This is a genomic window from Aliiroseovarius sp. xm-d-517 (assembly GCF_013283135.1).
Classification (GTDB): Bacteria; Pseudomonadota; Alphaproteobacteria; order Rhodobacterales; family Rhodobacteraceae; genus Aliiroseovarius; species Aliiroseovarius crassostreae.
Window position 1 is genome coordinate 1,474,384 of the sequence record NZ_WBXT01000001.1, and the last position, 22,177, is coordinate 1,496,560.

The 22,177-nt window shown below is 59.6% G+C and carries 20 protein-coding genes; 8 read left to right on the top strand and 12 right to left on the bottom strand.

All coding sequences use genetic code 11. The annotated features are described in order from the left end of the window. Positions 1 to 58: 58 nt before the first annotated feature. On the top strand, positions 59 to 2,002 hold the full coding sequence (locus XMD517_RS07075; RefSeq protein ID WP_173487781.1) for a glycosyltransferase family 2 protein: 1,944 nt from the start codon (positions 59 to 61) through the stop codon (positions 2,000 to 2,002). Between the two features lie 73 nt (positions 2,003 to 2,075). Here the strand turns inward: XMD517_RS07075 and XMD517_RS07080 are convergent, their stop codons facing one another. Next, positions 2,076 to 2,714 carry a GntR family transcriptional regulator gene (locus XMD517_RS07080; protein WP_371732381.1) on the bottom strand — a complete coding sequence of 213 codons (639 nt, stop codon included), beginning with the start codon at positions 2,712 to 2,714 and terminating at the stop codon, positions 2,076 to 2,078. Positions 2,715 to 2,868: 154 nt separating this feature from the next. On the opposite strand from XMD517_RS07080, the gene XMD517_RS07085 reads away from it, so the two are divergent. The 4 genes from XMD517_RS07085 to XMD517_RS07100 all read left to right on the top strand — a co-directional run bounded on the left by XMD517_RS07085 (position 2,869) and on the right by XMD517_RS07100 (position 5,709). Further along, positions 2,869 to 3,516: a pyrimidine 5'-nucleotidase gene (locus XMD517_RS07085; RefSeq protein ID WP_173485680.1), complete on the top strand. Its 648-nt coding sequence runs from the start codon at positions 2,869 to 2,871 to the stop codon at positions 3,514 to 3,516. Between the two features lie 7 nt (positions 3,517 to 3,523). After that, positions 3,524 to 4,723 carry an FAD-dependent monooxygenase gene (locus XMD517_RS07090; protein ID WP_173485681.1) on the top strand — a complete coding sequence of 400 codons (1,200 nt, stop codon included), beginning with the start codon at positions 3,524 to 3,526 and terminating at the stop codon, positions 4,721 to 4,723. Positions 4,724 to 4,883: 160 nt separating this feature from the next. Further along, entirely contained in the window at positions 4,884 to 5,084 is a 201-nt protein-coding gene (locus XMD517_RS07095; RefSeq protein ID WP_173485682.1) for a hypothetical protein, read from the top strand. Positions 5,085 to 5,382: 298 nt separating this feature from the next. Beyond that, on the top strand, positions 5,383 to 5,709 hold the full coding sequence (locus tag XMD517_RS07100) for a helix-turn-helix transcriptional regulator (RefSeq protein WP_173485683.1): 327 nt from the start codon (positions 5,383 to 5,385) through the stop codon (positions 5,707 to 5,709). On the opposite strand, the gene XMD517_RS07105 is transcribed toward XMD517_RS07100, so the two are convergent. Both XMD517_RS07105 and XMD517_RS07110 read right to left on the bottom strand, forming a co-directional pair. Next, positions 5,706 to 6,161, bottom strand: coding sequence for an Lrp/AsnC family transcriptional regulator (locus tag XMD517_RS07105; RefSeq protein WP_055189896.1), 456 nt, complete (start codon positions 6,159 to 6,161; stop codon positions 5,706 to 5,708). The two genes, XMD517_RS07100 and XMD517_RS07105, sit on opposite strands and share 4 nt — an antisense overlap. Further along, on the bottom strand, positions 6,158 to 6,613 hold the full coding sequence (locus XMD517_RS07110; RefSeq protein ID WP_173485684.1) for an Lrp/AsnC family transcriptional regulator: 456 nt from the start codon (positions 6,611 to 6,613) through the stop codon (positions 6,158 to 6,160). The genes XMD517_RS07105 and XMD517_RS07110 overlap by 4 nt, the downstream gene beginning before the upstream one ends. 142 nt (positions 6,614 to 6,755) lie before the next feature. Here XMD517_RS07110 and ilvC point away from each other — a divergent pair, with 142 nt between their 5' ends. Then, positions 6,756 to 7,778, top strand: coding sequence for a ketol-acid reductoisomerase (gene ilvC, locus XMD517_RS07115; protein WP_173485685.1), 1,023 nt, complete (start codon positions 6,756 to 6,758; stop codon positions 7,776 to 7,778). A 72-nt stretch (positions 7,779 to 7,850) separates the two neighbouring features. Here the strand turns inward: ilvC and XMD517_RS07120 are convergent, their stop codons facing one another. After that, positions 7,851 to 8,300 carry an SRPBCC domain-containing protein gene (locus XMD517_RS07120; RefSeq protein ID WP_173487782.1) on the bottom strand — a complete coding sequence of 150 codons (450 nt, stop codon included), beginning with the start codon at positions 8,298 to 8,300 and terminating at the stop codon, positions 7,851 to 7,853. A 105-nt stretch (positions 8,301 to 8,405) separates the two neighbouring features. Here XMD517_RS07120 and XMD517_RS07125 point away from each other — a divergent pair, with 105 nt between their 5' ends. After that, on the top strand, positions 8,406 to 9,326 hold the full coding sequence (locus tag XMD517_RS07125) for a DMT family transporter (RefSeq protein ID WP_173485687.1): 921 nt from the start codon (positions 8,406 to 8,408) through the stop codon (positions 9,324 to 9,326). A gap of 92 nt (positions 9,327 to 9,418) precedes the next feature. Here the strand turns inward: XMD517_RS07125 and glmM are convergent, their stop codons facing one another. The 8 genes from glmM to XMD517_RS07165 form a co-directional block, all read right to left on the bottom strand. Next, positions 9,419 to 10,765 (bottom strand): phosphoglucosamine mutase, encoded by a 1,347-nt coding sequence (gene glmM / locus XMD517_RS07130; RefSeq protein ID WP_173485688.1) that lies wholly within the window; start codon positions 10,763 to 10,765, stop codon positions 9,419 to 9,421. Next, positions 10,762 to 11,769 (bottom strand): dihydropteroate synthase, encoded by a 1,008-nt coding sequence (gene folP, locus XMD517_RS07135; RefSeq protein ID WP_371732380.1) that lies wholly within the window; start codon positions 11,767 to 11,769, stop codon positions 10,762 to 10,764. The genes glmM and folP overlap by 4 nt, the downstream gene beginning before the upstream one ends. Continuing rightward, positions 11,769 to 12,638 (bottom strand): dihydroneopterin aldolase, encoded by an 870-nt coding sequence (locus XMD517_RS07140; protein WP_173487783.1) that lies wholly within the window; start codon positions 12,636 to 12,638, stop codon positions 11,769 to 11,771. Before XMD517_RS07140 ends, folP begins: the two co-directional genes overlap by 1 nt. A 114-nt stretch (positions 12,639 to 12,752) precedes the next feature. Then, entirely contained in the window at positions 12,753 to 13,466 is a 714-nt protein-coding gene (locus XMD517_RS07145) for a cell wall hydrolase (RefSeq protein WP_254449678.1), read from the bottom strand. Between the two features lie 161 nt (positions 13,467 to 13,627). Next, positions 13,628 to 16,177 carry a pyruvate, phosphate dikinase gene (gene ppdK / locus XMD517_RS07150; protein WP_173485690.1) on the bottom strand — a complete coding sequence of 850 codons (2,550 nt, stop codon included), beginning with the start codon at positions 16,175 to 16,177 and terminating at the stop codon, positions 13,628 to 13,630. A 172-nt stretch (positions 16,178 to 16,349) separates the two neighbouring features. After that, entirely contained in the window at positions 16,350 to 18,575 is a 2,226-nt protein-coding gene (gene glyS, locus XMD517_RS07155; RefSeq protein WP_173485691.1) for a glycine--tRNA ligase subunit beta, read from the bottom strand. Between the two features lie 14 nt (positions 18,576 to 18,589). Then, positions 18,590 to 19,057 (bottom strand): DUF6446 family protein, encoded by a 468-nt coding sequence (locus XMD517_RS07160; RefSeq protein WP_173485692.1) that lies wholly within the window; start codon positions 19,055 to 19,057, stop codon positions 18,590 to 18,592. A 27-nt stretch (positions 19,058 to 19,084) separates the two neighbouring features. Beyond that, positions 19,085 to 20,023, bottom strand: coding sequence for a glycine--tRNA ligase subunit alpha (locus XMD517_RS07165; protein ID WP_173485693.1), 939 nt, complete (start codon positions 20,021 to 20,023; stop codon positions 19,085 to 19,087). A gap of 195 nt (positions 20,024 to 20,218) precedes the next feature. On the opposite strand from XMD517_RS07165, the gene XMD517_RS07170 reads away from it, so the two are divergent. Next, positions 20,219 to 22,024 (top strand): serine protease, encoded by a 1,806-nt coding sequence (locus XMD517_RS07170; protein ID WP_173485694.1) that lies wholly within the window; start codon positions 20,219 to 20,221, stop codon positions 22,022 to 22,024. Positions 22,025 to 22,177: the final 153 nt, after the last annotated feature.

Consider the following 22,177-nt stretch of genomic DNA (forward strand, 5'->3'; position numbering starts at 1 on the left):
CCGGGCGTTAATCATTTTCCACGCATGGTGACCGGATATAACTCCAAATCCGGTCACCATGTCTGCAACACCGCTTCGCCTAATTCAGAACCATGACACATCGCCGCCCGCCCCGGCGATGACGGATGCGCAGCACCCGCAGCGCAAGCCATTGGGACAGGTTCTGCTGGATATGGGCGCGCTTTCGAAAGAAAACCTTGAGATCGCAACCGCCTTACAGCGCACGCAGGATGTGCGGCTGGGCGATATTCTGTTGGCTCACGGCTTCGTGCGCCGGGTTGACCTCTATGCGGCACTTGCGCGCCAGTATGGGTGCAGTATCGCCGATCTGCACAGGCATCCCCCGGATGTGCGGCTTATCGATGATCTCAGCGCAGATTTCTGCATTCGAAACCGCGTCGTGCCGTGGAAAAATGTTGGTGGTGGAACCGTCGTCATTTGTTCACGACCCGATGAATTTGAGGCCCTGCAAAAGGAATTTCCCGCGCATTGGGGACGCAGCTTTCTGGCCATTGCCCCGGAGGAGGACATCCTCGACAGCCTTGTGGCCATGCGCCATCGCGCCCTGACCCAGCGCGCCGAGACCCGCGTGGCCGGGCATGAAAGCTGCCGGGGCTGGAACCCCCACACCGTTATCCGCTATGCAGCCCTCCTTCTGGCCATCCTGTGTGGCCTTTTCTTTTATTCCACCCTTGTTGGATTTTCGGTTCTGGTGGGCTGGGCCGTGTTCACCCTGCTGATGAATTCGGCGCTGAAACTGACCGCCAGCATTCTGTATTGGCGACGACAGAAAACCCCGGTGGATGATTTTGCCAGATCGGCAGATCTGCCCAGGCCTCATCGCCTGCCGATGATTTCGATCATGGTGCCGCTTTACAAGGAACGCGAAATCGCCGGACGGTTGGTGAAACGCCTGGAACGGATCATCTATCCCCGCGAATTGCTAGAAATCTGCCTGGTTGTCGAAGAAGATGACACCCTGACACAGAACACGCTGGCACAGGCAGATCTGCCGCGTTGGATGCGTCAGGTCATCGTGCCGCGCGGCGTGGTGAAAACCAAACCACGCGCCCTGAACTTTGCGCTCGATTTCTGTCGCGGGTCCGTCATTGGCGTCTATGACGCCGAGGATGCCCCCGCCGCAGATCAATTGCTGAAAGTGGCCCAGCGGTTTTCAGATCGCGGTCCGGAAGTGGCCTGCCTGCAGGGAAAGCTGGATTTCTACAATGCCCGCACAAACTGGCTAAGCCGTTGTTTTACTGTGGAGTATGCAAGCTGGTGGCGACTGGTTCTGCCGGGGGTCGAACAAATCGGCTTTGCCATTCCCCTGGGCGGGACAACGTTGTTTTTCCGCAGACGCGCCCTGGAAGAACTGGGCGGGTGGGATGCCCATAACGTCACCGAAGACGCGGATCTGGGCGTGCGCCTCGCGCGTCATGGATATCGCACGGAACTGATTGATACCGTTACCGAAGAAGAGGCGAATTGCCGGGCCTGGCCCTGGATCAAACAACGCTCGCGCTGGATCAAGGGATATGCGATGACCTATGGGGTGCATATGCGCCATCCCGCGCGGCTCCTGTCTGATCTCGGGCTTTGGAAATTCATCGGGTTTCAATTGATTTTTCTCGGATCGCTGTCCGGGGTGTTGCTGGCCCCCCTGCTCTGGACCTTCTGGGCCTTCCCGCTGGGCCTGCCCCACCCCTTGCGCGACGTGATGCCCGATACCCTTCTGGCTTTGCTGGGGATCAGTTTTGCGGCTGCGGAACTCTTGACCATAGCCATCGGCATTCAGGCCGTGAGCGGCCCCAAACACAAATGGTTGCGAGGTTGGGTGCCCACCCTGCACTTCTACTATCCGCTTGCATCCATTGCCGCATTGAAAGGTTTTATCGAGATCGTCACCCACCCGTTTTACTGGGACAAGACCCAGCACGGGAAGTTTGACACGCCGGCCACAGCCACCATTTCAGAAAGCTCTGCAAAACCGGTTCGGGTTTGACCCGCGGCGGGACATTTCCAGCGTCTCAACCAGGTTCAAAGCGGTGCTGCGCTTCAGGTTAGCCCTGCCACCGTCATGCGCCGTCTTGCGCGGAATCCAATTTAAGCCGGGTTTCAAACGCCTTGGAAATATGGGTTTTTAACGCCGCCCGGGCAGCCTCCCGGTCGCGGGCCTCTATTGCGGTCACAATCGCATCATGCTCAGCAATTGCCACCTCGCTGCGCCCCTCTGCCGCCAGAGACGTGGTGGCCAGCAGCGCCATGGTGCGATGCACGAGATCAAGCTGTTGCACGAGATAGCGATTATGGGACGCGAGGTGCAGGCGCTTGTGGAACCGGCGATTGGAGCGTGCCAAGGCCGCCGGATCATCCAGACGCGCCCGATCGTCCTCAACCATTTCGCGCAACACGCGGATTTCTTCCGGTGCAGCGTGCTGGGCGGCAAGTGATGCGGCCAGGCCCTCAAGCTCGGCCCGCACAACATAGAGTTCGGCAAGTTGGTTATGCGTGAGGGACGCGACAATCAGGCTGCGCCCATCACGGGTCAGAAGCGATTGTGTTTCAAGCCGTTGCAAGGCTTCGCGAATGGGGGTGCGGGACACGCCGAACCGATCGGCCAGTTCACTTTCAACCAGCCGATCGCCGGGTTTGTAAACCCCGACGTCAATTGCCTCAAGGATCAGCTCGTAGGCATCTTTGTGCCCTGATTTCACGTCTGCCACCTGTTCCTCCCGGATCCATCTTCGCGCAAGTTATGCACAGCGACGCGGCACAAAGCAAACCCCAAGCCGTCACATCTCGTCGCAGATGCGTCCTGATCGCGTTTCTCACCTTTCCCCCATCGGGCCGAGAGGATAGATTTGCGCCATGGTAGCTGATCAGTTCTCGCATATCTCGGAGTGGGTGTTCGACCTCGACAACACGCTCTACCCCCCTTCGGTCCGGCTGTTTGACCAGATCGAGCAGCGGATGACGGATTGGGTCATGCGAGAGCTTGGCGTGTCCCGGGACAAGGCCAACCACCTGCGGCAGACCTATTGGCGCGATCACGGAACAACCCTTGCGGGCCTGATGAGAGAGCATGATGTGGATCCGGCCCCCTATCTGACTGATGTGCATGATATCTCCTTCGACGCGCTGGAGCCGGACCCGGCGCTTGCGGCCCGGATCAGGTCACTGCCCGGGCGGCGAATTGTCTATACCAACGGTTCAGCCCCCTACGCAGAACGCGTGCTTGAGGCGCGCGGGCTGTCCGGGCTGTTTGACGCAATCTATGGGGTGGAGCATGCGGATTTCCACCCAAAGCCGGACCGTGCCGCATTCGAGGCGGTGTTTGCGCGGGATGGGATCACACCTCGACAGGCGGCTATGTTCGAGGATGATCCCCGCAATCTGGCAGTGCCACATGACCTGGGAATGCGCACCGTGCATGTGGCGCCCGACGCAGTCCCCGCCCAGCACATCCACCATCACACCGACGATCTTGCGGGATTTCTATCCCACCTGACAAGTTGAGGCCCTTATGACCGATTACAACGTGGATCTTTTCATTTCCGGCGGGGGGATCGCCGGGCAGGTCACGGCCTGCGCCTTTGCCGCAGCCGGATTTTCAGTGCTGCTTGCGGATCCTTTTGTGCCGGTCACCACGGCAGATGAAGAAAAATCCGACCTGCGCTCCACTGCGTTTTTACAGCCGGCACGTGGGCTGTTTGACCGGATCGGCCTGTGGGACGTGCTTGCGCCGCATGCCAAACCGCTGGAGCAACTCGCTGTAATCGACACCGTGGGCTGGCCTCCGGAAATTCGGGACCGCCGTGTATTTCAGTCCGCAGATATGAGCAACGACCCTTTCGGATGGAACCTGATGAACTGGGTCGTGCGGCGCGAAATCTGGGGATATCTGCAGGATCAGCCTGATATCACCGCGCTTTATGGCCACGGGTTCAAATCAATCGTGAACCGTTCGGAGGAGGCGATTGTCACGCTGGACAATGGCGCGCGGGTGCGTGCCCGGATGGCGGTGGCGGCCGATGGCAAATTCTCTCCCCTACGAGAGGCGGCCGGGATCACCGTCAGCACCACACGTTATGGTCAGAAATCCCTTGCCTTCACGGTTACGCATGAGCTGCCACATGACAATATTTCAACCGAAATCTACAACGAGGGCGGTCCTTTCACGATTGTGCCATTGCCTGACATAGACGGGCGCAATGCCTCGGCCATTGTCTGGATGAACAAGGGGCCGCGTGCGGTCGAACTGATGCAGATGCCGGTGCGGGAGTTTGAAGAGGTGATGTTTCATCGCTCCACCGGGCTGCTGGGGCGCATGCGGCTAGAGGGGAACCGCTCTGTCTGGCCAATCATTACACAAACCGCTGATCAACTGACGGCAGGGCGGGTTGCGGTGATTGCCGAAGCGGCACATGCATTGCCACCGATCGGAGCTCAGGGGCTGAATACTTCGCTGAATGATGTCATCGCCCTGCTGGATCTGGCACAAGCCCGCCCGACGGGGCTGGGTGATTCCGCAATGATGGCGGCCTATGCCAAGGCGCGGAGCGCTGACATTGCCAGACGCGCCCGCGCCATTGACCTGTTCAACCGTGTCACCCGTTCTGGCGACGGGACCATGCAGGCGGTTCGCCTGATGGGCCTCAAGGCAGTGCACGATGTCGCTCCGATGCGAAAAACCGTTATGAGAGCGGGGCTTGGCCCGAGATAGAAGCCCTCTCTCAACATCCCCCAGTCGAACCTTCACCGGGGAAGCACCGAAGGGCTGGCCACCAGCCATGCGACCATATGGCACAATTTGAAAATACAGCATTCCCTTTCGTGAACAGCTGCAGCATAAGGCGGCAAGCAAAATTCTAGGAGAAACGCACATGGCTGCCGAACTGACCCCCGAACAAAAAGCTGCCGATGCCAAGGCAGAAAAAATGGCCTGGGGTATCTGCGCCCTGATCGTTGTTGCGCTTGCAGGGGGTTTCCTGACCCTTGGCCTGCCCGGTGTGGGTCTGGTTGCGCTGGGGTTGGTTGCCGTGATCTATGTCCTGCTGATCCTGATGGCTGGTGGCAAAGGCTGACCGACCGGAAATGGCATTACGAAAGGCGCGCTCACCCGGCGCGTCTTTTTTTATTGCCCGAGGGCACTTCAGGCCGGCATCACGTTGTCTGCCCGCCTAACAACTAGAAAACTAGTTTTCTAGTTTTCTAGTTTTCTAGTTTTCTAGTTTTCTAGTTTTCTAGTTTTCTAGTTTTCTTCGAAATGCGCTTCCCTTCAGTCCAGTCAAGCAGTGTGGGCATGCTTCACCACACATTAACCATTCGCCCCCATAATGAAAGAACATTTCAAGAACACACTCTGAACGACAAAGGTCTACCATGATCGACAGCACAAATGAGGATATTTCCGCCAGCCTGACCGCTCTCTCGCACCCGCGGCGCATGGCCATTTTCCGCCTGCTCGCCGCCCAGCCCAAAGCAGAAATGTCCTTTCAGACCCTTCAGGCCGCCACCAAAATCCGAACCACACCTCTGGTGCACCACCTGCGAGAGATGGAAAAAGCCTGGCTGCTTTCACGCCAACGCAAGGGGCAGGAAACCTACTACACCCTCACCCCGGAAAGCCTCATGAGTTCGATGGACTGCCTGTTCGAAATTCTCAACATGCGGTATCGGCGGGCCATAGATCTTGGCGCTGCGGCCTAAAGAGGACCCGGTCTGCGCTCCTCAGACAAAAGCACATTGGCCTCAACATCCCCAACCCCGGGCAAGGTCATGATACGGCGACGCAATACCCGTTCAAAATCGGCAAGGTCACGCGCCACGACGCGCAGGCGATAGTCATAAAGCCCAAGCACATGCTCAACCGTCTGCACTTCAGGAATGGCAGAAACGGCGCGTTCGAAATCTTCAAGGCTGACACGGCCTTTGGTCGCAAGTTTCACGCCGAGAAACACCGCCACCCCAAATCCAAGCGCCTCTCGGTCAAGATCCAGCCGCCGGCCAGCCAGCACTCCCTCTTCAGTCAGGCGCCTGATCCGCCGCCACGTGGCGGGTTGCGACAGCCCCACCTCGCGCCCCAGAGCCCCCGCGGATTTCGTTGCGTCTTCCTCCAAGGCCCGAAGAAGCGTACGGTCGATGTCATCAAGCTCCATCATAGCGGCAAACCGTCATCATTCTTGATCCGTGCAACATGCATCAGGGCTTCAATATCGGCAATATGTGGAAGGGCGAGGATCTGGTTGCGATATATCGACTGATAATGCGGCATATCACGCGCAATCACAGAAAGGCGCACATCCACCCGGCCAAGGAATGTCTGGATCTCGATCACTTCGGAAATCGTGCGCGCCGCTTCGATGAAATCATCAAATGCGCGCGGTTGAGTTTTGTCCAGCGTCACCCGTAGACTGACTTCTACCGCATACCCCAAAGCTTGCCAGTTGATCACCGCGCGCGGTCCACGTAGCACTTTGCGGTCACGCAGACGCTCGATCCGCCGCGTGAGCCGAGCTGATGAAAGCCCCAGCCGGTCCGCAAGGTCCGGCGTTGACATCATCGGATCCGCCTGCATCTGTCGCAGAATGCGCCGATCAAGATCATCGAGCATGATTTTTCCATATTTTTCTAATTTTGCGCATGAACTATATCAATTATTCCAAAACTTCCAACCATTCTCATCTCGCATCCCGGATTGCACTGCCTATGATGCCCTCAAACACACACCGCAACACGAACCGCGAGGGAAAATCATGCGCGTTTATTACGATCGCGATTGCGACATCAACCTGATCAAAGACAAGAAAGTGGCCATTCTGGGCTACGGTTCGCAAGGCCACGCCCACGCGCTGAACCTGCGTGACTCGGGTGCCAAGAACCTTGTGGTTGCCCTGCGCGAAGGCTCGGCCTCGGCCAAGAAAGCACAGGCCGAAGGTCTGGAAGTCATGGGCATCGCCGAAGCCGCTGCCTGGTGCGACCTGATCATGTTCACCATGCCCGATGAACTGCAGGCTGAAACCTACAAGAAATATGTGCATGACAACATCAAACCGGGCGCAGCCATCGCATTTGCCCACGGTCTGAACGTGCACTTCGGCCTGATTGAGCCGAAAGAAGGCGTTGACGTGATCATGATGGCCCCCAAAGGCCCGGGTCACACCGTGCGCGGCGAATACGTCAAAGGCGGCGGCGTGCCCTGCCTCGTGGCCGTTGACACCGACGCCACCGGCAAAGCGCTGGAAATCGGCCTGTCTTACTGCTCGGCCATCGGTGGCGGTCGCTCGGGCATCATCGAGACCAACTTCCGCGAAGAGTGCGAAACCGACCTCTTTGGCGAGCAGGCTGTTCTGTGCGGCGGCATCGTTGAGCTGATCCGTTGCGGCTTTGAGACCCTGGTTGAAGCTGGCTACGCACCGGAAATGGCTTACTTCGAGTGTCTGCACGAAACCAAGCTGATCGTGGACCTGATCTATGAAGGCGGCATCGCGAACATGGATTACTCGATCTCGAACACTGCAGAATACGGCCAGTATGTGACCGGCCCGCGCATCCTGCCCTATGAGGCCACCAAGAAAGCCATGAAAGAATCGCTGGAAGACATCCAGACCGGTAAATTCGTGCGCGACTTCATGCTGGAAAACGCTGTTGGTCAGCCGACCATCAAAGCCGCCCGTCGCCACAATGACGAGCATCAGATCGAAGTTGTCGGCAAGAAGCTGCGCGACATGATGCCGTGGATCTCGGCTGGCAAGCTGGTTGACCAGGAAAAGAACTAAGACAGAGCGCGGGCTTTCCCCGCTTCTGTTGAAAGGCGTCCCAATTGGGGCGCCTTTTTTCATTCCCCACCGTTAGACCAGCTTCTCCGTAAAACACTGGCCAAACACGTAATCCCAGCCGGGATCATACCCGGCATGTTGTGTTGACGCCTCTTCGCCGAGGGCCTCCCATCCATCATGGATCAGCTCAATCTCGGTCTGGGTGGTCAGTTGGACAAACCGCAGCTGAACCCGAGTGGCCTGCCCCGGATCGCGGCCGGGATGCCAGGAAAACACGGCCCTGGATGGCGCATCCCAATGCAGCACCCGCCCCCAAAGTGCCTCATCCCCCTTTGGCAGGACCTCATATATCCGGCCCCCTTCCCGGGTTTCGAAATGCACCTCTTGCGGTAGGTCCCCCATATTCGCCGAGACGGAATGGGTCGCAACCGGCCACCAATTGCCAAGCCCGAGCGTAAAGAATTCAAACAATTCTTCACGCGGCAGGGGGGAGCGGACAGTTTTGATGATCGGCGGCAACATGGCAGTCTCCTGCCCCATCTTACGCCATTTTCGTCCATTGGTCACTTGCACCCCGGCGGACGAATTCGCTTTTACAAGAAATACCAATATGTCAGATGTCGGGGCATGACACATCCTACCCGCCTCGACTGGTTCATCCTTGCCATACTTGGCCTGTTTTTTGGGGCAAGCTTCATGGGGGTTTCCGTCGCCCTTCAAGGGTTTGGCCCGCTCAGCATCGCAGCCTATCGCATCGCTCTTGGGGCGCTTTTGCTGGTTGCGTTCGCAAAAGCAAGTGGACGACGCATGCCGGCCCTCTCTGCTCCAAATGGTGTTGCTGTCTGGGCGGCGGCGATCGCGATGGGGGCCTTTTCCAATGCCATTCCGTTTTTCCTGCTGGGCTGGGCGCAGGCCTATGTCGCGTCAGGATTTGCCGGGGTGTCGATGGCAGCTATGCCGCTGATCACCCTTATTCTGGCCCATTTTCTTGTGTCAGGAGAACGCATCACGCTGCGCCGCCTGATTGGCATCCTGATCGGGCTTGCCGGGGTTTTGGTGCTGATCGGCCCGTCTGCCTTTGAAAGCACGGGGCTGGCGCTGGAAAATACTGCCCGTCTTGTCTGCCTGGCAGCCGGGGCCTGTTACGCGATTGGCTCTATCGTTGCGCGCCTCTGCCCGGATGTGGATCGCCGCGCATTTGCGGCCACGGCCCTTGTGGCTGCGACCGTAATGATTGTGCCCGTGGCCCTGTGGCAAGAGGGGATACCGCGCGAATTGCCATCCGCCCTACCGGTAATTTCCGTGATCCTTCTGGGGATCTTTCCAACGGCACTTGCCCAGATTTTGCTGGTGATCCTTGTGCGGCGGGCAGGCCCTACCTTTCTCAGCCTGGTCAACTACCAGGTGCCGCTCTGGGCCCTGTTCCTGGGGGCGGTCCTGTTGGGGGAGGCGCTGCCCTCCAGCCTGATCTGGGCAATGCTCCTGATCCTGATTGGTGTGGCGATCAGCCAACTCGGCGCCCTGACCCGATTGTTTGCGCGCGGCTGACACTTAAACATTTTCGATCTTTGCAAAGAAAAAAGGCGACGCATTGGGCGCCGCCTTTACATTTTCGAACATATGCAAAGATCACTCCAAGATTAGGACACCGCGGCCTCAACCTCGGCAACAATCCCTTCGACCACCTCAGACAACAGCCGTTCATCCTCGCATTCCGCCATCACGCGGATCAGGGGTTCGGTCCCAGACTTGCGGATTAACAGCCGTCCCTTGCCCTCAAGCACCCCTTCCGCGTCCGAAATCGCGGCCTGAACGCTGGAGATTTCAAGGGGGGTCTGCCCGGCACCGTATCGCACGTTTTTCAACAGTTGCGGCACGGTTTCAAACATCTGGCACAGCTCAGACGCAGGGCGCCCGGTCTCAACCATCGCGGCCAGAAACTGGATCCCGGCCAGCAGACCGTCGCCGGTGGTGGCATAATCGCTCATCACGATGTGACCGGATTGTTCACCGCCCAGATTATACCCGCCCGCGCGCATCGCCTCGACCACGTGCCGGTCGCCCACCTTGGTGCGCAGAAGATCCAACCCTTGCCCCTGCAAAAACCGCTCCAGCCCAAGATTGGACATGACCGTCGCCACCAAAGTGCCCCCTTTGAGCATTCCCTGGCGCGCCCAATGACTGGCAAACATGGCCATGATCTGATCGCCATCTGCCACCCGGCCCGTCTCGTCGATGATCATGATCCGATCGGCATCTCCGTCCAGGCAGATCCCCAGATCCGCACCCGTCTCGACTACGGTTTTCGCCGCGAGCGCCGTGTCGGTCGATCCACAGCCCTTGTTGATGTTGGTCCCGTCAGGGGATACACCAACCGTCACGATATCGGCCCCCAGCTCCCATAGTGCATCGGGAGCGGTGCGATAGGCTGCCCCGTTGGCGCAATCCACCACGACCTTGATCCCGCTCAGGCGTTTCTGCGCGGGGAAGGTGGTTTTCAGATATTCGGTATAACGCTGGCGCGCTTCTTCGATCCGCTTGGCCCGCCCAATATTCTGCGGCTGCACCGGGTCAACACCTGCCTGCACCAGGCGCTCAATCTCAGCCTCATCCTCATCAGACAGTTTGAAGCCGTCGGGGCCAAAAAACTTGATCCCATTGTCGTGAAACGGGTTATGCGAGGCCGAGATCATGATCCCCAGATCCGCCCGCATCGAATGCGTCATGCGTCCAACCGCCGGTGTCGGCACCGGCCCCAGCAGCAGCACGTTCATGCCGGTTGAAGTCAGCCCGGCGGTCAGGGCGTTTTCAATCATATACCCCGACAGGCGCGTGTCCTTACCGATAACAACCCGATGCCCATTGGATCCGTCCCGGCGAAAATGTCGCCCGGCCGCAGCCCCCAGTTTCAGCGCCATTTCCGCCGTCATCGGCCAGCTATTGGCCAATCCACGCACCCCATCCGTGCCAAACAGTTTTTCCGTCACAACGCGTCCCTCGTCATCAATACGTTTTGCAATCGCAATGCCTGAGCCGTTTCCCGGACATCATGCACGCGAAGAATATGTGCACCCTGCCGGACCCCATCCAGGGCCACGGCGATAGAACCGGGCGCGCGGTCTTTTGCCTCATCCGCCTGACCCAGCGCCCCGATGAAGCGCTTGCGCGACACACCCAGCAGGATCGGCAGTCCCAGATCATGTAGCAAGGCCAGCGCGCGCAGCAAAATCACATTGTGCTGCAGTGTTTTACCAAACCCAATTCCCGGATCGGTGATAATGCGATCCCGGCGGATCCCCGCCGCTTCCGCCAGGGCAATCCGCGCTTCGAGATGATCCAGCACCTCAAACGTCACATCCTCATAACGCGGGTCATCCTGCATGTTTTCAGGCAGCCCCTTGGCATGCATCAGGCACACGGGCACATCCCGTTCCGCAACGAGATGGGCAAGCTCCGGGTCAAATTCGAACGCAGAGACATCGTTCACAATATCCGCCCCCGCCTCCAGCGCCGCCTCGGCCACTGCGGATTTGCGGGTATCGATTGAGATCGGCGTCGTGATGCCAGCATCCCGCAGGGCACGGATCACAGGCGCGGTGCGGCGGATTTCTTCCGCCACATCAACTTCCTGAGCACCGGGTCGGGTGCTTTCCCCTCCGATATCGAGGATATCCACATCCCCCTCCATCGCCCGCGCCCGTGCCACGGCGGCACTGACCGTGGCCAGATCCCCCCCGTCGGAAAAGCTGTCTGGGGTGACGTTCAGGATCCCCATCACACGCGGTCGATCCAGCGACAGACCAGCAATTGCGGCACGCGGCGACGAGAGCCGGGCAAGCACCTCTTGCGGGCAATCGTCAAGCACCGTCACTCCTGATGCCCCCGTGCGGTCCCGCCACATCACCTGATCAAACCAGAGATCCGCAGACCCAGCGAGCGCGCGCCCGGAATACGGCGCGCCCATGCGCGGGATCGGTTGGTAGCGCCGGATCACAGCGCGCGCTCCAGCCCGTCTGCGTCTGAAATCTGGCAAGCGGATGCCGCTCCCAGCTCCTGCCCGAGCCACTCAAGCAGGGTCACAGGCCTCAGGTCCGCCGGGCCATCAACCGCATCCATCACCATCTTGGTTGGCGCCCAGACAGAGATCTGTCCGTTTTTCATCCCCCAATCCAGTTCAGTGCGCGTCCCCACCGCCTTCATGCGCGGATCTCGGGCCGCAAGCACGCAGGCGTTTTGCTCAATGGCCAGCAGGTTGATGCGGCGCTGGCTGGACGGGTCCTGAACCTGCGGGACCGGTCCCTCACCGGGGCCAACCAGCAGCACAACCGGGGCTGCGTCTTGTTCCCAGCGATCAAGGGCATTGGTCAGCCCGGGGGCGGAGATGGCCTCTGCCCCCAGATGGATCAGGCGCGGGCGGGGTGCCTCAGTCGGAGACACGGCCTGTTGCCCGCTCTGGCCACGCACAATCTCAACCCCAAGATTACCTGGCCCCCGGTCGAGCTTTTCGATCCGCACAAAGACGCGCAGCGGTTGCGGTTCGCACAAAATCCGCTCAGCAATACGTTCCGCAAGGGTTTCCAGCAGGTTCAGCCGCTCTGCAGCAAGCTCTGCCGTGATGGCTTCGGTCACCGCGTCATAGGACAGGATGTCATCCACATCATCGGTTTGTGCGCCCGTGCTGGGGGCCACCTCGACCACAACCGAAAATCGAAGCCTCTGGGTGACGTCACGCTCCGCCTGAAAGGCACCAATTTCAACCTCAACCGTATGATCCCGCACCGAGATCCGGTCTGGCGGGTTGGGGCCACCCATCTCGATGGCGCGCGCTTCAAGCGGCTGAAAGGCTGTGCTGTTTTCCATAGCGGTGCTGATCCCATACTGCGCAAATGATTTGCGCAATAATGCCTGAAAACGCCAGTAAAAGACCAGCCGGTTCCGACAGGCCAAGGCGGGAAAGCGTAACCAGAAAGGGGGTCAGTTGGACGATACGCGCACCGGCATCTTGTAAAAACGGTGCACGCCGATATTTGCGGTGCGCTCAAACCGTTTGGCCCATTTCGGGTTCACCGCCGTGGTGTGGTAATGGGTGGCGCCTTTGGTCAGGCTGCGCGATGCGCCGTCAATCATGGCCTTGGCCACTTTGCCGACATTTTCATAGGCTTTGGGTTCGTGGATCACCTCGGCCCGCCCGTCGCAGGTATAGGTGAACTGGCACTGATATTTCCGACCGGTCCCCTGGTTGACCACACCGCAGATCGAGTTCGGGAAACGGGCATGATCCACACGGTTCAGGATCACCTCAGCCACCGCGAACTGACCTTTCAGGCTTTCCCCGCGCGCTTCGAAGTAAAGCGCCTCGGTCAGGCATTGCCATTGATCCCCCCCGCGCGCCTTGGGCTGGGCGGCCAGCCATTTGCGACTATAGCGATTGGCCGCGCCGCTCGCGGATGGATCTGCGTCCAGACTGGCCAGTTTCTCAATCTGGTCTTCCGGCATGGCTTCCAGACCTGCGCGCTCTTTCTGAAACAGCTTGGTGAACAGCAGGACCATCGGGTTGTCATCCCCACTCGCAGCTCCAGTTTCGCGTCCGGCACCATCGGCATCGGCCATAAGGGACATAGGCGCGGCGGCCAGAACCGATCCGAGTGCGATCGCACGCAACAAGGTCGTTACATTGGTTTTCAGCATTTCGCCCACTCCAGTTCCACTAAGATCCATCCAGGATGGCCAGTTGACGAGGCGATTTACGCGAAAAACCCCTTCACGTCCAGTGCGACGAAATACCCCGCCCCACTGGTCGCTGTTTCATGCCGAGAAATTTATGCTGCACCGCAACATATTGTGGGTGATCAGACCCCTCCCCCCAGTTTGGCGGCAACCGCCAAATGCGCGGCTGCCAGCCGGGCGACGGGCACGCGGAAGGGGGAGCAGGACACATAAGAGAAGCCTTTGTCGCGACAAAAGCGGATTGATTCGGGGTTACCGCCATGTTCACCACAAATCGAAAGGGTCAGATCCGGATCTTCTTCACGCCCCCTCTGCGCCCCGATTTCCAGAAGTTCACCCACCCCGTCCGTGTCGAGAACATGGAACGGATCCTCTTCAAAAACGCCTTGCCTGACATATTCCCCCATGAACCGCCCCGCATCATCGCGCGACAGGCCATAGGTCATCTGGGTCAGGTCGTTGGTCCCGAACGAGAGGAAATGCACATGCTTGGCGATTTCCCCCGCCTGCAGCGCAGCACGGGGCGTTTCAACCATCACCCCGAGCCGATAGGTGAATTCTTCGCCGCGCTCGATCCGAACCGCCGCTGCAACCGCATCAATGCGCGCCTTGACGATTTCCACCTCACGTTTGGCGGACACCAGCGGGATCATGATTTCCGGCACCACCGGCTTTCCAGATTTGGAGGCATCCAGCGTGGCTTCGAAGATGGCGCGGGCCTGCATATCGTAGATTTCCGGCACCGTGACCCCGAGGCGCACACCACGCATCCCCAGCATCGGGTTGAACTCCCGCAGGCCAGCCACACGACGTTCCACCGCTGACATGCCAAGGTCCAAAGCCTCCGCCAGCTCACGGATCCCTTCACGACCATGCGGCAGGAACTCGTGCAACGGCGGGTCAAACAGGCGGATGCAGACCGGCAGCCCCTGCATGATCTCAAACAGTTCGGTGAAATCCGCCCGCTGCATCGGCAGCAGACGGGCAAGGGCCGCGCGCCGGTCTTCGGGTTGGTCCGCAAAAATCATCTCGCGCATGGCCAGCAGACGATCATCGTCAAAAAACATGTGTTCCGTCCGGCAAAGACCGATGCCCTCTGCCGCAAACATCCGTGCATTGCGCGCATCTGGCGGCGTATCCGCATTGGTGCGCACGCCAATGTCCCGAAACTCATCTGCCCAGGACATCAGGGTCTGAAAACTCTCTCCCAATTCGGGTGGCAACATGCCAACCGCCCCGAACAAGACCTCGCCCTTGGCGCCGTCAATGGTGATCACATCCCCTTCGCGCAGCTCGCGCCCCTGGGTGGAAATGATCTTTTTATTCTTCTTTTCCAACGTCATACCGTTGGCCCCCACCACACAGGGCAGACCAAGACCGCGGGCAATCACTGCGGCATGGCTGGTGATGCCGCCACGGATGGTCAGGATCCCCCGGGCGGCGTGCATACCGCGAATATCTTCGGGGCTGGTTTCCCGACGCACCAGGATACAATCCTCGCCCTGCGCGGCCATGGCCTGGGCATCGCGGGCGGAAAAGACGATCTTACCGGTGGCAGCTCCCGGGCTTGCGGCAATGCCCGATACAAACACGTCGCGCGCACCTTCGGGATCGACCTGACTGTGCAGGAGTTCGGTCAGGGCGCGGGGGGGAATGCGCATCACCGCCTCTTCACGGGTGATGATCCCCTCTTTTGCCAACTGCACCGCGATACGCACATTGGCGCGTTCACTGCGGGCAACGCGCACCGCGTCGAGGATAAACAATTCCTCATTGTCGATGGTAAACTCGACCTCCATCTCCTCACGCAGCCGGGTCCGGCACAGGTCGCCGCAGTCCAGAAGCGCCTGGAACATGTCCGGCAAGACCTCTTCGATCGAGCGCCCGCGCGGGTCACGGGTCAGATACATCACGTCGCGGTCATCCGCATCGGTCAGCGCATCGCGCCCCTGGCTTTTGCACAGGTAGCGCCCGCGCAGCTCTCGGTGGCCGGTCTGACCGTTCACGAACTGGATCACGCCGGAGCCACAGATATCGCGCCCAACCCCAAGCGCCATCTGCTGCACAACAAGGCCAAGCCCCGCATCCGCAGGCGCGCCTTTGGCTTCGCGCAAAAGCCGCGCCGTGGTGCCCTGCCAGGCCCGCGACATGGAGCGCAGCACCTCGGTCAGTTGCACTTTGGGGTCTTGCGGAAAATAGCTGTCCGTTTCTTCTTCATAAAGGTCGAGTGCAGCCTGAACCGTGTCAGCCGTGGGCTGCGAAAACTCATCAAATTCGTCCGGGTCCAGCCGCCAGACATGCACCGCATAGGCCTGGATAAAGCGCAGGTAAAGCGCGTGCGCTGCCATTTCCCCGTGTGTTTCCATAAGCTTGGCATGAACCACGTCATTCATCCCGATATTCAGGATCGCACCGGGCCCGCCCCAGTCGGAATCTTCTGATGACGGCCGCACCGAGACCAGAGGGTCGGGTCCAAAGCGCGCCAGCATCGCATCCAGATCCGGCATTTCCCCGGCAGACACCGCCCGCACCGCGTCGAAAGACAGCGCCATGGTGCGCGGCACCGGCATATCGAGCCGGATCAGCCGTTGCAGGCATTTCGCCCGGCCACCATGTTGTGACACATGGATATCCGCCGTTGGGGTAATTTCCGTAAATCCGAGATCGCTCATAATTCTGCACCGCAGCAAGGGGTTTTGCTCAGCATAGCAAGGGCTGTGCATCACACAAGGGGCGTGGGTGTGGAAAAGGAGGAAAGGGGCGCTGCCCCTCGCGCTACGCGCTCACCCCGAGGTATTTGGGGCAAGAAAAAGGGCGCCGGAATTTGCGGCGCCCCTTGTGGTTTTACCCTTCGACCTTGGTGAGGTCGGCCACCGAAAGGCAGATTTGCCGGATGCGTGAAAGCAGATTCAGGCGGTTTCGGCGGATAATTTCATTCTCGGTGTTGATCTGCACCGCCTCGAAGAAAGCATCAATGGGCGCGCGCAGGGCGGCCATCGAGGTCATGGCAGCGGCGAAATCTTCGGCCTGCATGGCCGGTTGGATCGCAGCCTCGGCGGTGTCCAGCGCGGCAAAGAGTGCCTTTTCACTGTTGTCTTCTGCGAATTTCACATCCGCACCGTAGGAATATTCCACCCCGTCCTTTTCCTCGGCCTGGGTCAGGATGTTATTGGCGCGTTTGAAGCCTTGCAGCAGGTTCTCGCCATCGTCGGTCTTGAGCAGACCCGACAGGGCCTCGGCCCGTTTGACCAGCAAAGTAAGGTCATCATTTCCGGGCATAGCAAGGCAGGCGTCGATCACGTCGTGGCGGATGCCTTGGTCTTTCAAGTAGACCTTGAGGCGGTCGTGGAAGAAGGAGAGGAGATTGTCGGAGGTATCCGGCAGCGCTGCCTTCACCTCTTCCAGATGTTTGGTCAGATCGCCATCAAAGTGGTCAAGCACAGTGCGCAACGCAGCCCCGAAAACCCCATGGTCCGCAATCTCGCGATCAAGATCCGCCAGCAGGGCGTTTCGCTGTGCGGCATCATCTTCCAGGGAAATTTCGTGACGCAGCAACTGCGCATCGAAAAGCTGATCGAGATTGACCCGCAACCCGTTTTCCAGCACCAGACGGATCACCCCAAGGGCGGCGCGGCGGAGCGCAAACGGGTCTTTCGATCCGGTGGGTTTTTCATCGATGGCCCAGAACCCGGTCAGCGTGTCGAGCTTGTCTGCCAGTGCGACAGCCACCGAAGTGGGGGCCGAGGGCACATCATCGGACGGGCCCAGCGGCGAATAATGCTCGGTGGCGGCGTTGGCGACTTCCAGCGGGTGCCCCGCGGGACCAGCGTAATATTTGCCCATCAAACCTTGCAGTTCGGGGAATTCATAGACCATTTCCGTGCTGAGATCGGCCTTGGCCCAGCGCGCGGCACGTTCTGCCAGATCGGCGTCAGCGCCGATGGTGGGTGCAATGGCACGGGCGAGAGTTGCGATCCGGTCGATCCGCGCGGCCTGTGTGCCCAGCTTGTTGTGGAAGGTCACGTTGGTCAGGCTCTCAAGCCATTTCTGCCCACCAGCCTCGGCTTCGCGAATGTCGTTTTCCCAGAAGAATTTCGCGTCTGCCAGACGGGCAAACAGCACTTTTTGATTGCCTGCCAGAATGGTTGCGCCATTGTCGGCGGTCTCCACATTGGCGACGGTGATGAACTTCTCGATCCGGTCGGTTTTCGGGTTCTTGACCGAGAAGAATTTCTGGTGCTCACGCATCGAGGTTTGCAGCACTTCGGGCGGCAGGGGGATGAAATCATCGGCAATATCGCCCATCAGCACGACGGGCCATTCCACCAGACCGGCCACTTCACGCAAAAGAGCGGTGTCTTCCACGATCTCCAACCCCTGTGCGAAAGCGGCGTTCTTGGCGTCTTCCCAGATATGATCTGCACGCTCCTGCGGGTCGAGAACCACCTTGGCGGATTTCAGCTTGGCGGCGTAATCTTCAAACCCGGTGACGGTGATTGCGCCCGGTGCCATGAAGCGATGCCCCTGGGTCGTGTCCCCCGAGCGGATCCCGTCAACCTCCATCGGCACCACGTCTGCACCGGCTTCATCGCTGAGGATACAGAGGATCGAATGCAGCGGGCGCACCCATTTCAAGCTGCCACTGCCCCAGCGCATCGACTTGGGCCAGGGGAAGTTGCGGATGGTTTTTTCCAGCACCTCGGCAATGATCTCAGCCGCCGGGCGGCCCTTGTTTTCGATCATTGCAAAATAGACCGGCCCTTTCGGCGTGTCGCGTTCCACCAGCTGATCACGGGTCAGGCCCGCGCCCCGCAGGAAGCCCTCAATCGCCTTGTCCGGTGCGCCCACCTTGGGGCCCTTGCGTTCTTCGCGCGTGTCCGGCGAGGCGGCAAGCAGACCGTCAATCGCCAGCGTCAGGCGACGCGGCGTGGACAGCGCATGGGCCCCAGCATAGGTCAGACCGGCCTCGACCAGACCGTCAGTCACGAGTTTCTTCAGATCCTGGGCCGCGCGGGTTTGCATCCGGGCGGGGATTTCTTCGGAGAAGAGTTCAATCAGCAGGTCAGGCATTGGGTCTCGCCCTTTTAGTCGTCATATTTTTCATTCAGTTGATGCCAGGCATAGCCCCGGCCATCGGGAAAGATGGCAATCACGCGATCAACGCCATCCTTGATATTTTTCTCACCCAGAAAAGCGATCGCATCGCCCTGCTCCAAGGCATAACCAATGGCCTGGGCGTCGAAACAGTCAAACCAGCCGGGAGCCACAAGCGGCGTGGCACGGTCGTAAACTTCGAAGGTTTCGGTCAGCATGGCCAGCGACATGGTGGTGGTGAAACAGCCCCGAAAGCGCAGCGGAGAGCTGTCGCTGTCAATCCCGTCAAACTGGTCATAAATCACCGTCTCAGGCTGGCCGGTGACCACATTGGTCATCCGCAATTCCGTATCCGCCGCGGCAGGTTCATAGAACGCGTAAAGCTGGGTGTAATAGACCACAGCCCCAAAGATGAGGGAGGATGCGATAATCATGATACCAAGAAGTTTTCCGCTCATTTGCCTTTTGCCGCCTGTCCCGCAGGGTTACGCCTGATCCGCCACGAACCCACCGGCGCCGGTCTGCACAAAGGCATCAGCGCAAAGCTTTGCCAGCGCACGGACGCGGCCAATGTAAGCCTGACGTTCGGTGACCGAGATCACCCCGCGCGCGTCGAGCAGGTTAAAGAGGTGCGAGGCCTTGATGCATTGGTCATAGGCCGGGTGGGCCATGATGATGCGCTTACCTGTCTTGGGGTCGATATGCTCCTGATCGAGGATCTTCTGGCACTCGACCTCGGCCTCTTCGAATTGCTTGAGCAGCACATCCGTATTGGCAATATCAAAGTTCCAGCGTGCGTATTCTTCTTCGGTCTGCTTGAACACGTCGCCATAGCTGAGCGGGATCAGCGCATCGGGGGCGTTGAACGGCATGTCCATCACGTGATCGACGCCCAGAATATACATTGCCAGACGCTCCAGACCATAGGTCAGCTCCCCCGAGACGGGTTTGCAATCATGACCACCAACCTGCTGGAAATAGGTGAACTGGCTGACTTCCATCCCGTCGCACCAGACTTCCCAGCCCAGCCCCCAGGCGCCCAGCGTCGGGCTTTCCCAGTCATCCTCGACAAAGCGGATGTCATGCATCGCCATATCAACGCCGATTGCCTCAAGGCTGCCCAGATAAAGCTCTTGCAGATTGGGCGGGCTGGGTTTGATCAGCACCTGATACTGATAGTAATGCTGCAACCGGTTCGGGTTTTCACCATACCGCCCATCGGTCGGACGGCGGGAGGGCTGCACATAGGCGGCCGCCCAGGGTTTTGATCCCAACGAACGCAGCGTGGTCGCCGGGTGAAACGTGCCCGCGCCAACTTCCATGTCATAAGGCTGCATCACCGCACAGCCCTTTTGCGCCCAGTAATTCTGAAGCCGCAGGATGATTTCCTGAAAGCTCTGCGGTTTCGTGTCAGCTTGGCCCATATCCGTCGCCCATCAGATCAATTCAACTTGGCCCCTCAATAGGCATTGGGCCACACAGGGTCAATCTTGCATCGGACATTGCATCCCGGTTATTGACCTATCCCCGCCGGGTTGTGTTACTTGCCACAAGCAAATTCAATAAAGCCGTTTGCGTCCGCCCCAAACATAGCGGCGCCCCAAGGCCAACGAGGACCCATGAAAACTCTTTTCACTTCAGTCATGATTGCCGGCAGTACAGCCCTGACGACCCTTCCCCTTGCCCCGACCATTGCCCAGGCCCAGGCCCTTTCCCAGGCCACGCAGACCCAAAACGCGATATGGATCCAGATCGAAGCCCATCCCAGCCTGCGCGAAGCCAAAGAGCGGGTGCGCGGTTATGCCGGTCAGATTGACGGGGTGAACGGATTTCGTGTGGGCGGCAACTGGTACGCAATTGTTCTGGGACCCTACACACAGGCAGCGGCCGATCTTCAGCTGCGCAACCTGCGGCGCCAGGGGGTCATCCCCAGCGACAGTTTCCTTGTGCGGTCGCGTGATCTGCGCCAGCAATTCTGGCCGGTCGGCCTGAGCGCCACCTCGCAGACCCCTCCCGCCAGCCTGCCCACACCGGACACCGCCCCCGCAACCGAGGCCACCGCCCCGGCAACCCCGGCCCTACCCTCCACCCTTCCCGATGAAACAAAGCGCGAAGCACAGGTGAGCGAACGACGTCTGACCCGGGACGAGCGGATGGATCTGCAACGAGCGTTGCAATTTGCGGGGTTCTATTCCTCGGGCATTGATGGCGCTTTTGGACGCGGGACCCGTCGCTCGATGGCCGCATGGCAGGAGGCGCGCGGGTATGAACCCACTGGCATCCTGACCACCCGGCAACGCGCCGCCGTGATGGCCGAACGCCAGACCGTGCTCGACAGCATCGGCCTTGCCGACCACGAAGACACGGAAGCCGGCATCAGCATCTCACTGCCAAAGGCGGTGGTGGATTTTGACCGCTATGAAGCCCCTTTTGCCCATTTCAAAACCCGCGACGGAAGTGCCGCAAAAGTGGTTCTGATCAGCCAATCCGGCAATCAGGACACGCTATTTGGCCTATACGACATCCTGCAAACCCTTGAAATCGTGCCCGAAGATGGGCCACGAAACCGCAAGGACGGTGAATTCACCCTGCAAGGGGAGAACGCCGAGATCATCTCGCACACCTATGCGAAACTGGTTGATGGAAGTGTAAAGGGCTTTACGCTGGTCTGGCCCAAAGGGGATGAGAAACGCCGTCAGCTGGTGCTGAACGAAATGCTGCAGAGCTTCCGTTCGCTCGGGGAAACGGCGCTTGCTGACAATGCCGGTCTGGAGGCCGCGGTGCAGGATATCGACCTGCTGTCCGGGCTGGAAATCCGACGTGCCGACACATCCCGGTCGGGATTTTTCGTGGATCAAACCGGCATGATCGTGACCACTGCCGACGCGGTTGCAGGGTGCCGCCGGATCTCGGTCGATGACGCCTATGATGCCACTGTTCTGGCACAGGATGCGGCCACCGGACTGGCCCTTCTGAAACCCGAAAGTGCACAGGCCCCGCAGGCCGTGGCCGCGTTTCTGACCTCACAACCGCGTCTGGGCAGCGATATTGCCGTGGCGGGTTACTCCTATGAGGGGCGGCTGGGCAGCCCAAGCACAAGCTTTGGCACCCTGTCGGATCTCGCGGGGCTGAACGGGCAGCCCCACCTGAACCGTCTGGCCGTCCGCACCCTTCCCGGAGACACCGGAGGACCCGTCCTTGACGCGGGAGGTGCGGTGATGGGAATGCTGCTTCCGCGCGATGACAGCACGGGGCGCAACCTTCCAGAGGATGTTCAGTTTGCGCTGGATGCCGGTTCCGTGGCCGAGTTCCTGGCTGCCAACGGCGTGACCCCGCAGGCCACCGACGCGCTGGCCTCTATGGATCCGGTCGACATCTCCGCACTTGCGTCAGATATGACGGTTCTGGTCAGCTGTTGGAAATAACACCTGACACCTGACTAACATGAAAACCCCCGGCCAATTGGTGCGGGGGTTTTTGGTGGCGCGCTGCGCGCCCCTGAAAGGGCACGGCCCCTCGCCTTTTCAAAGCTGGGCGACACCCGGCCTTCCTCGACCCCCGCAATATCTGTGACCAGA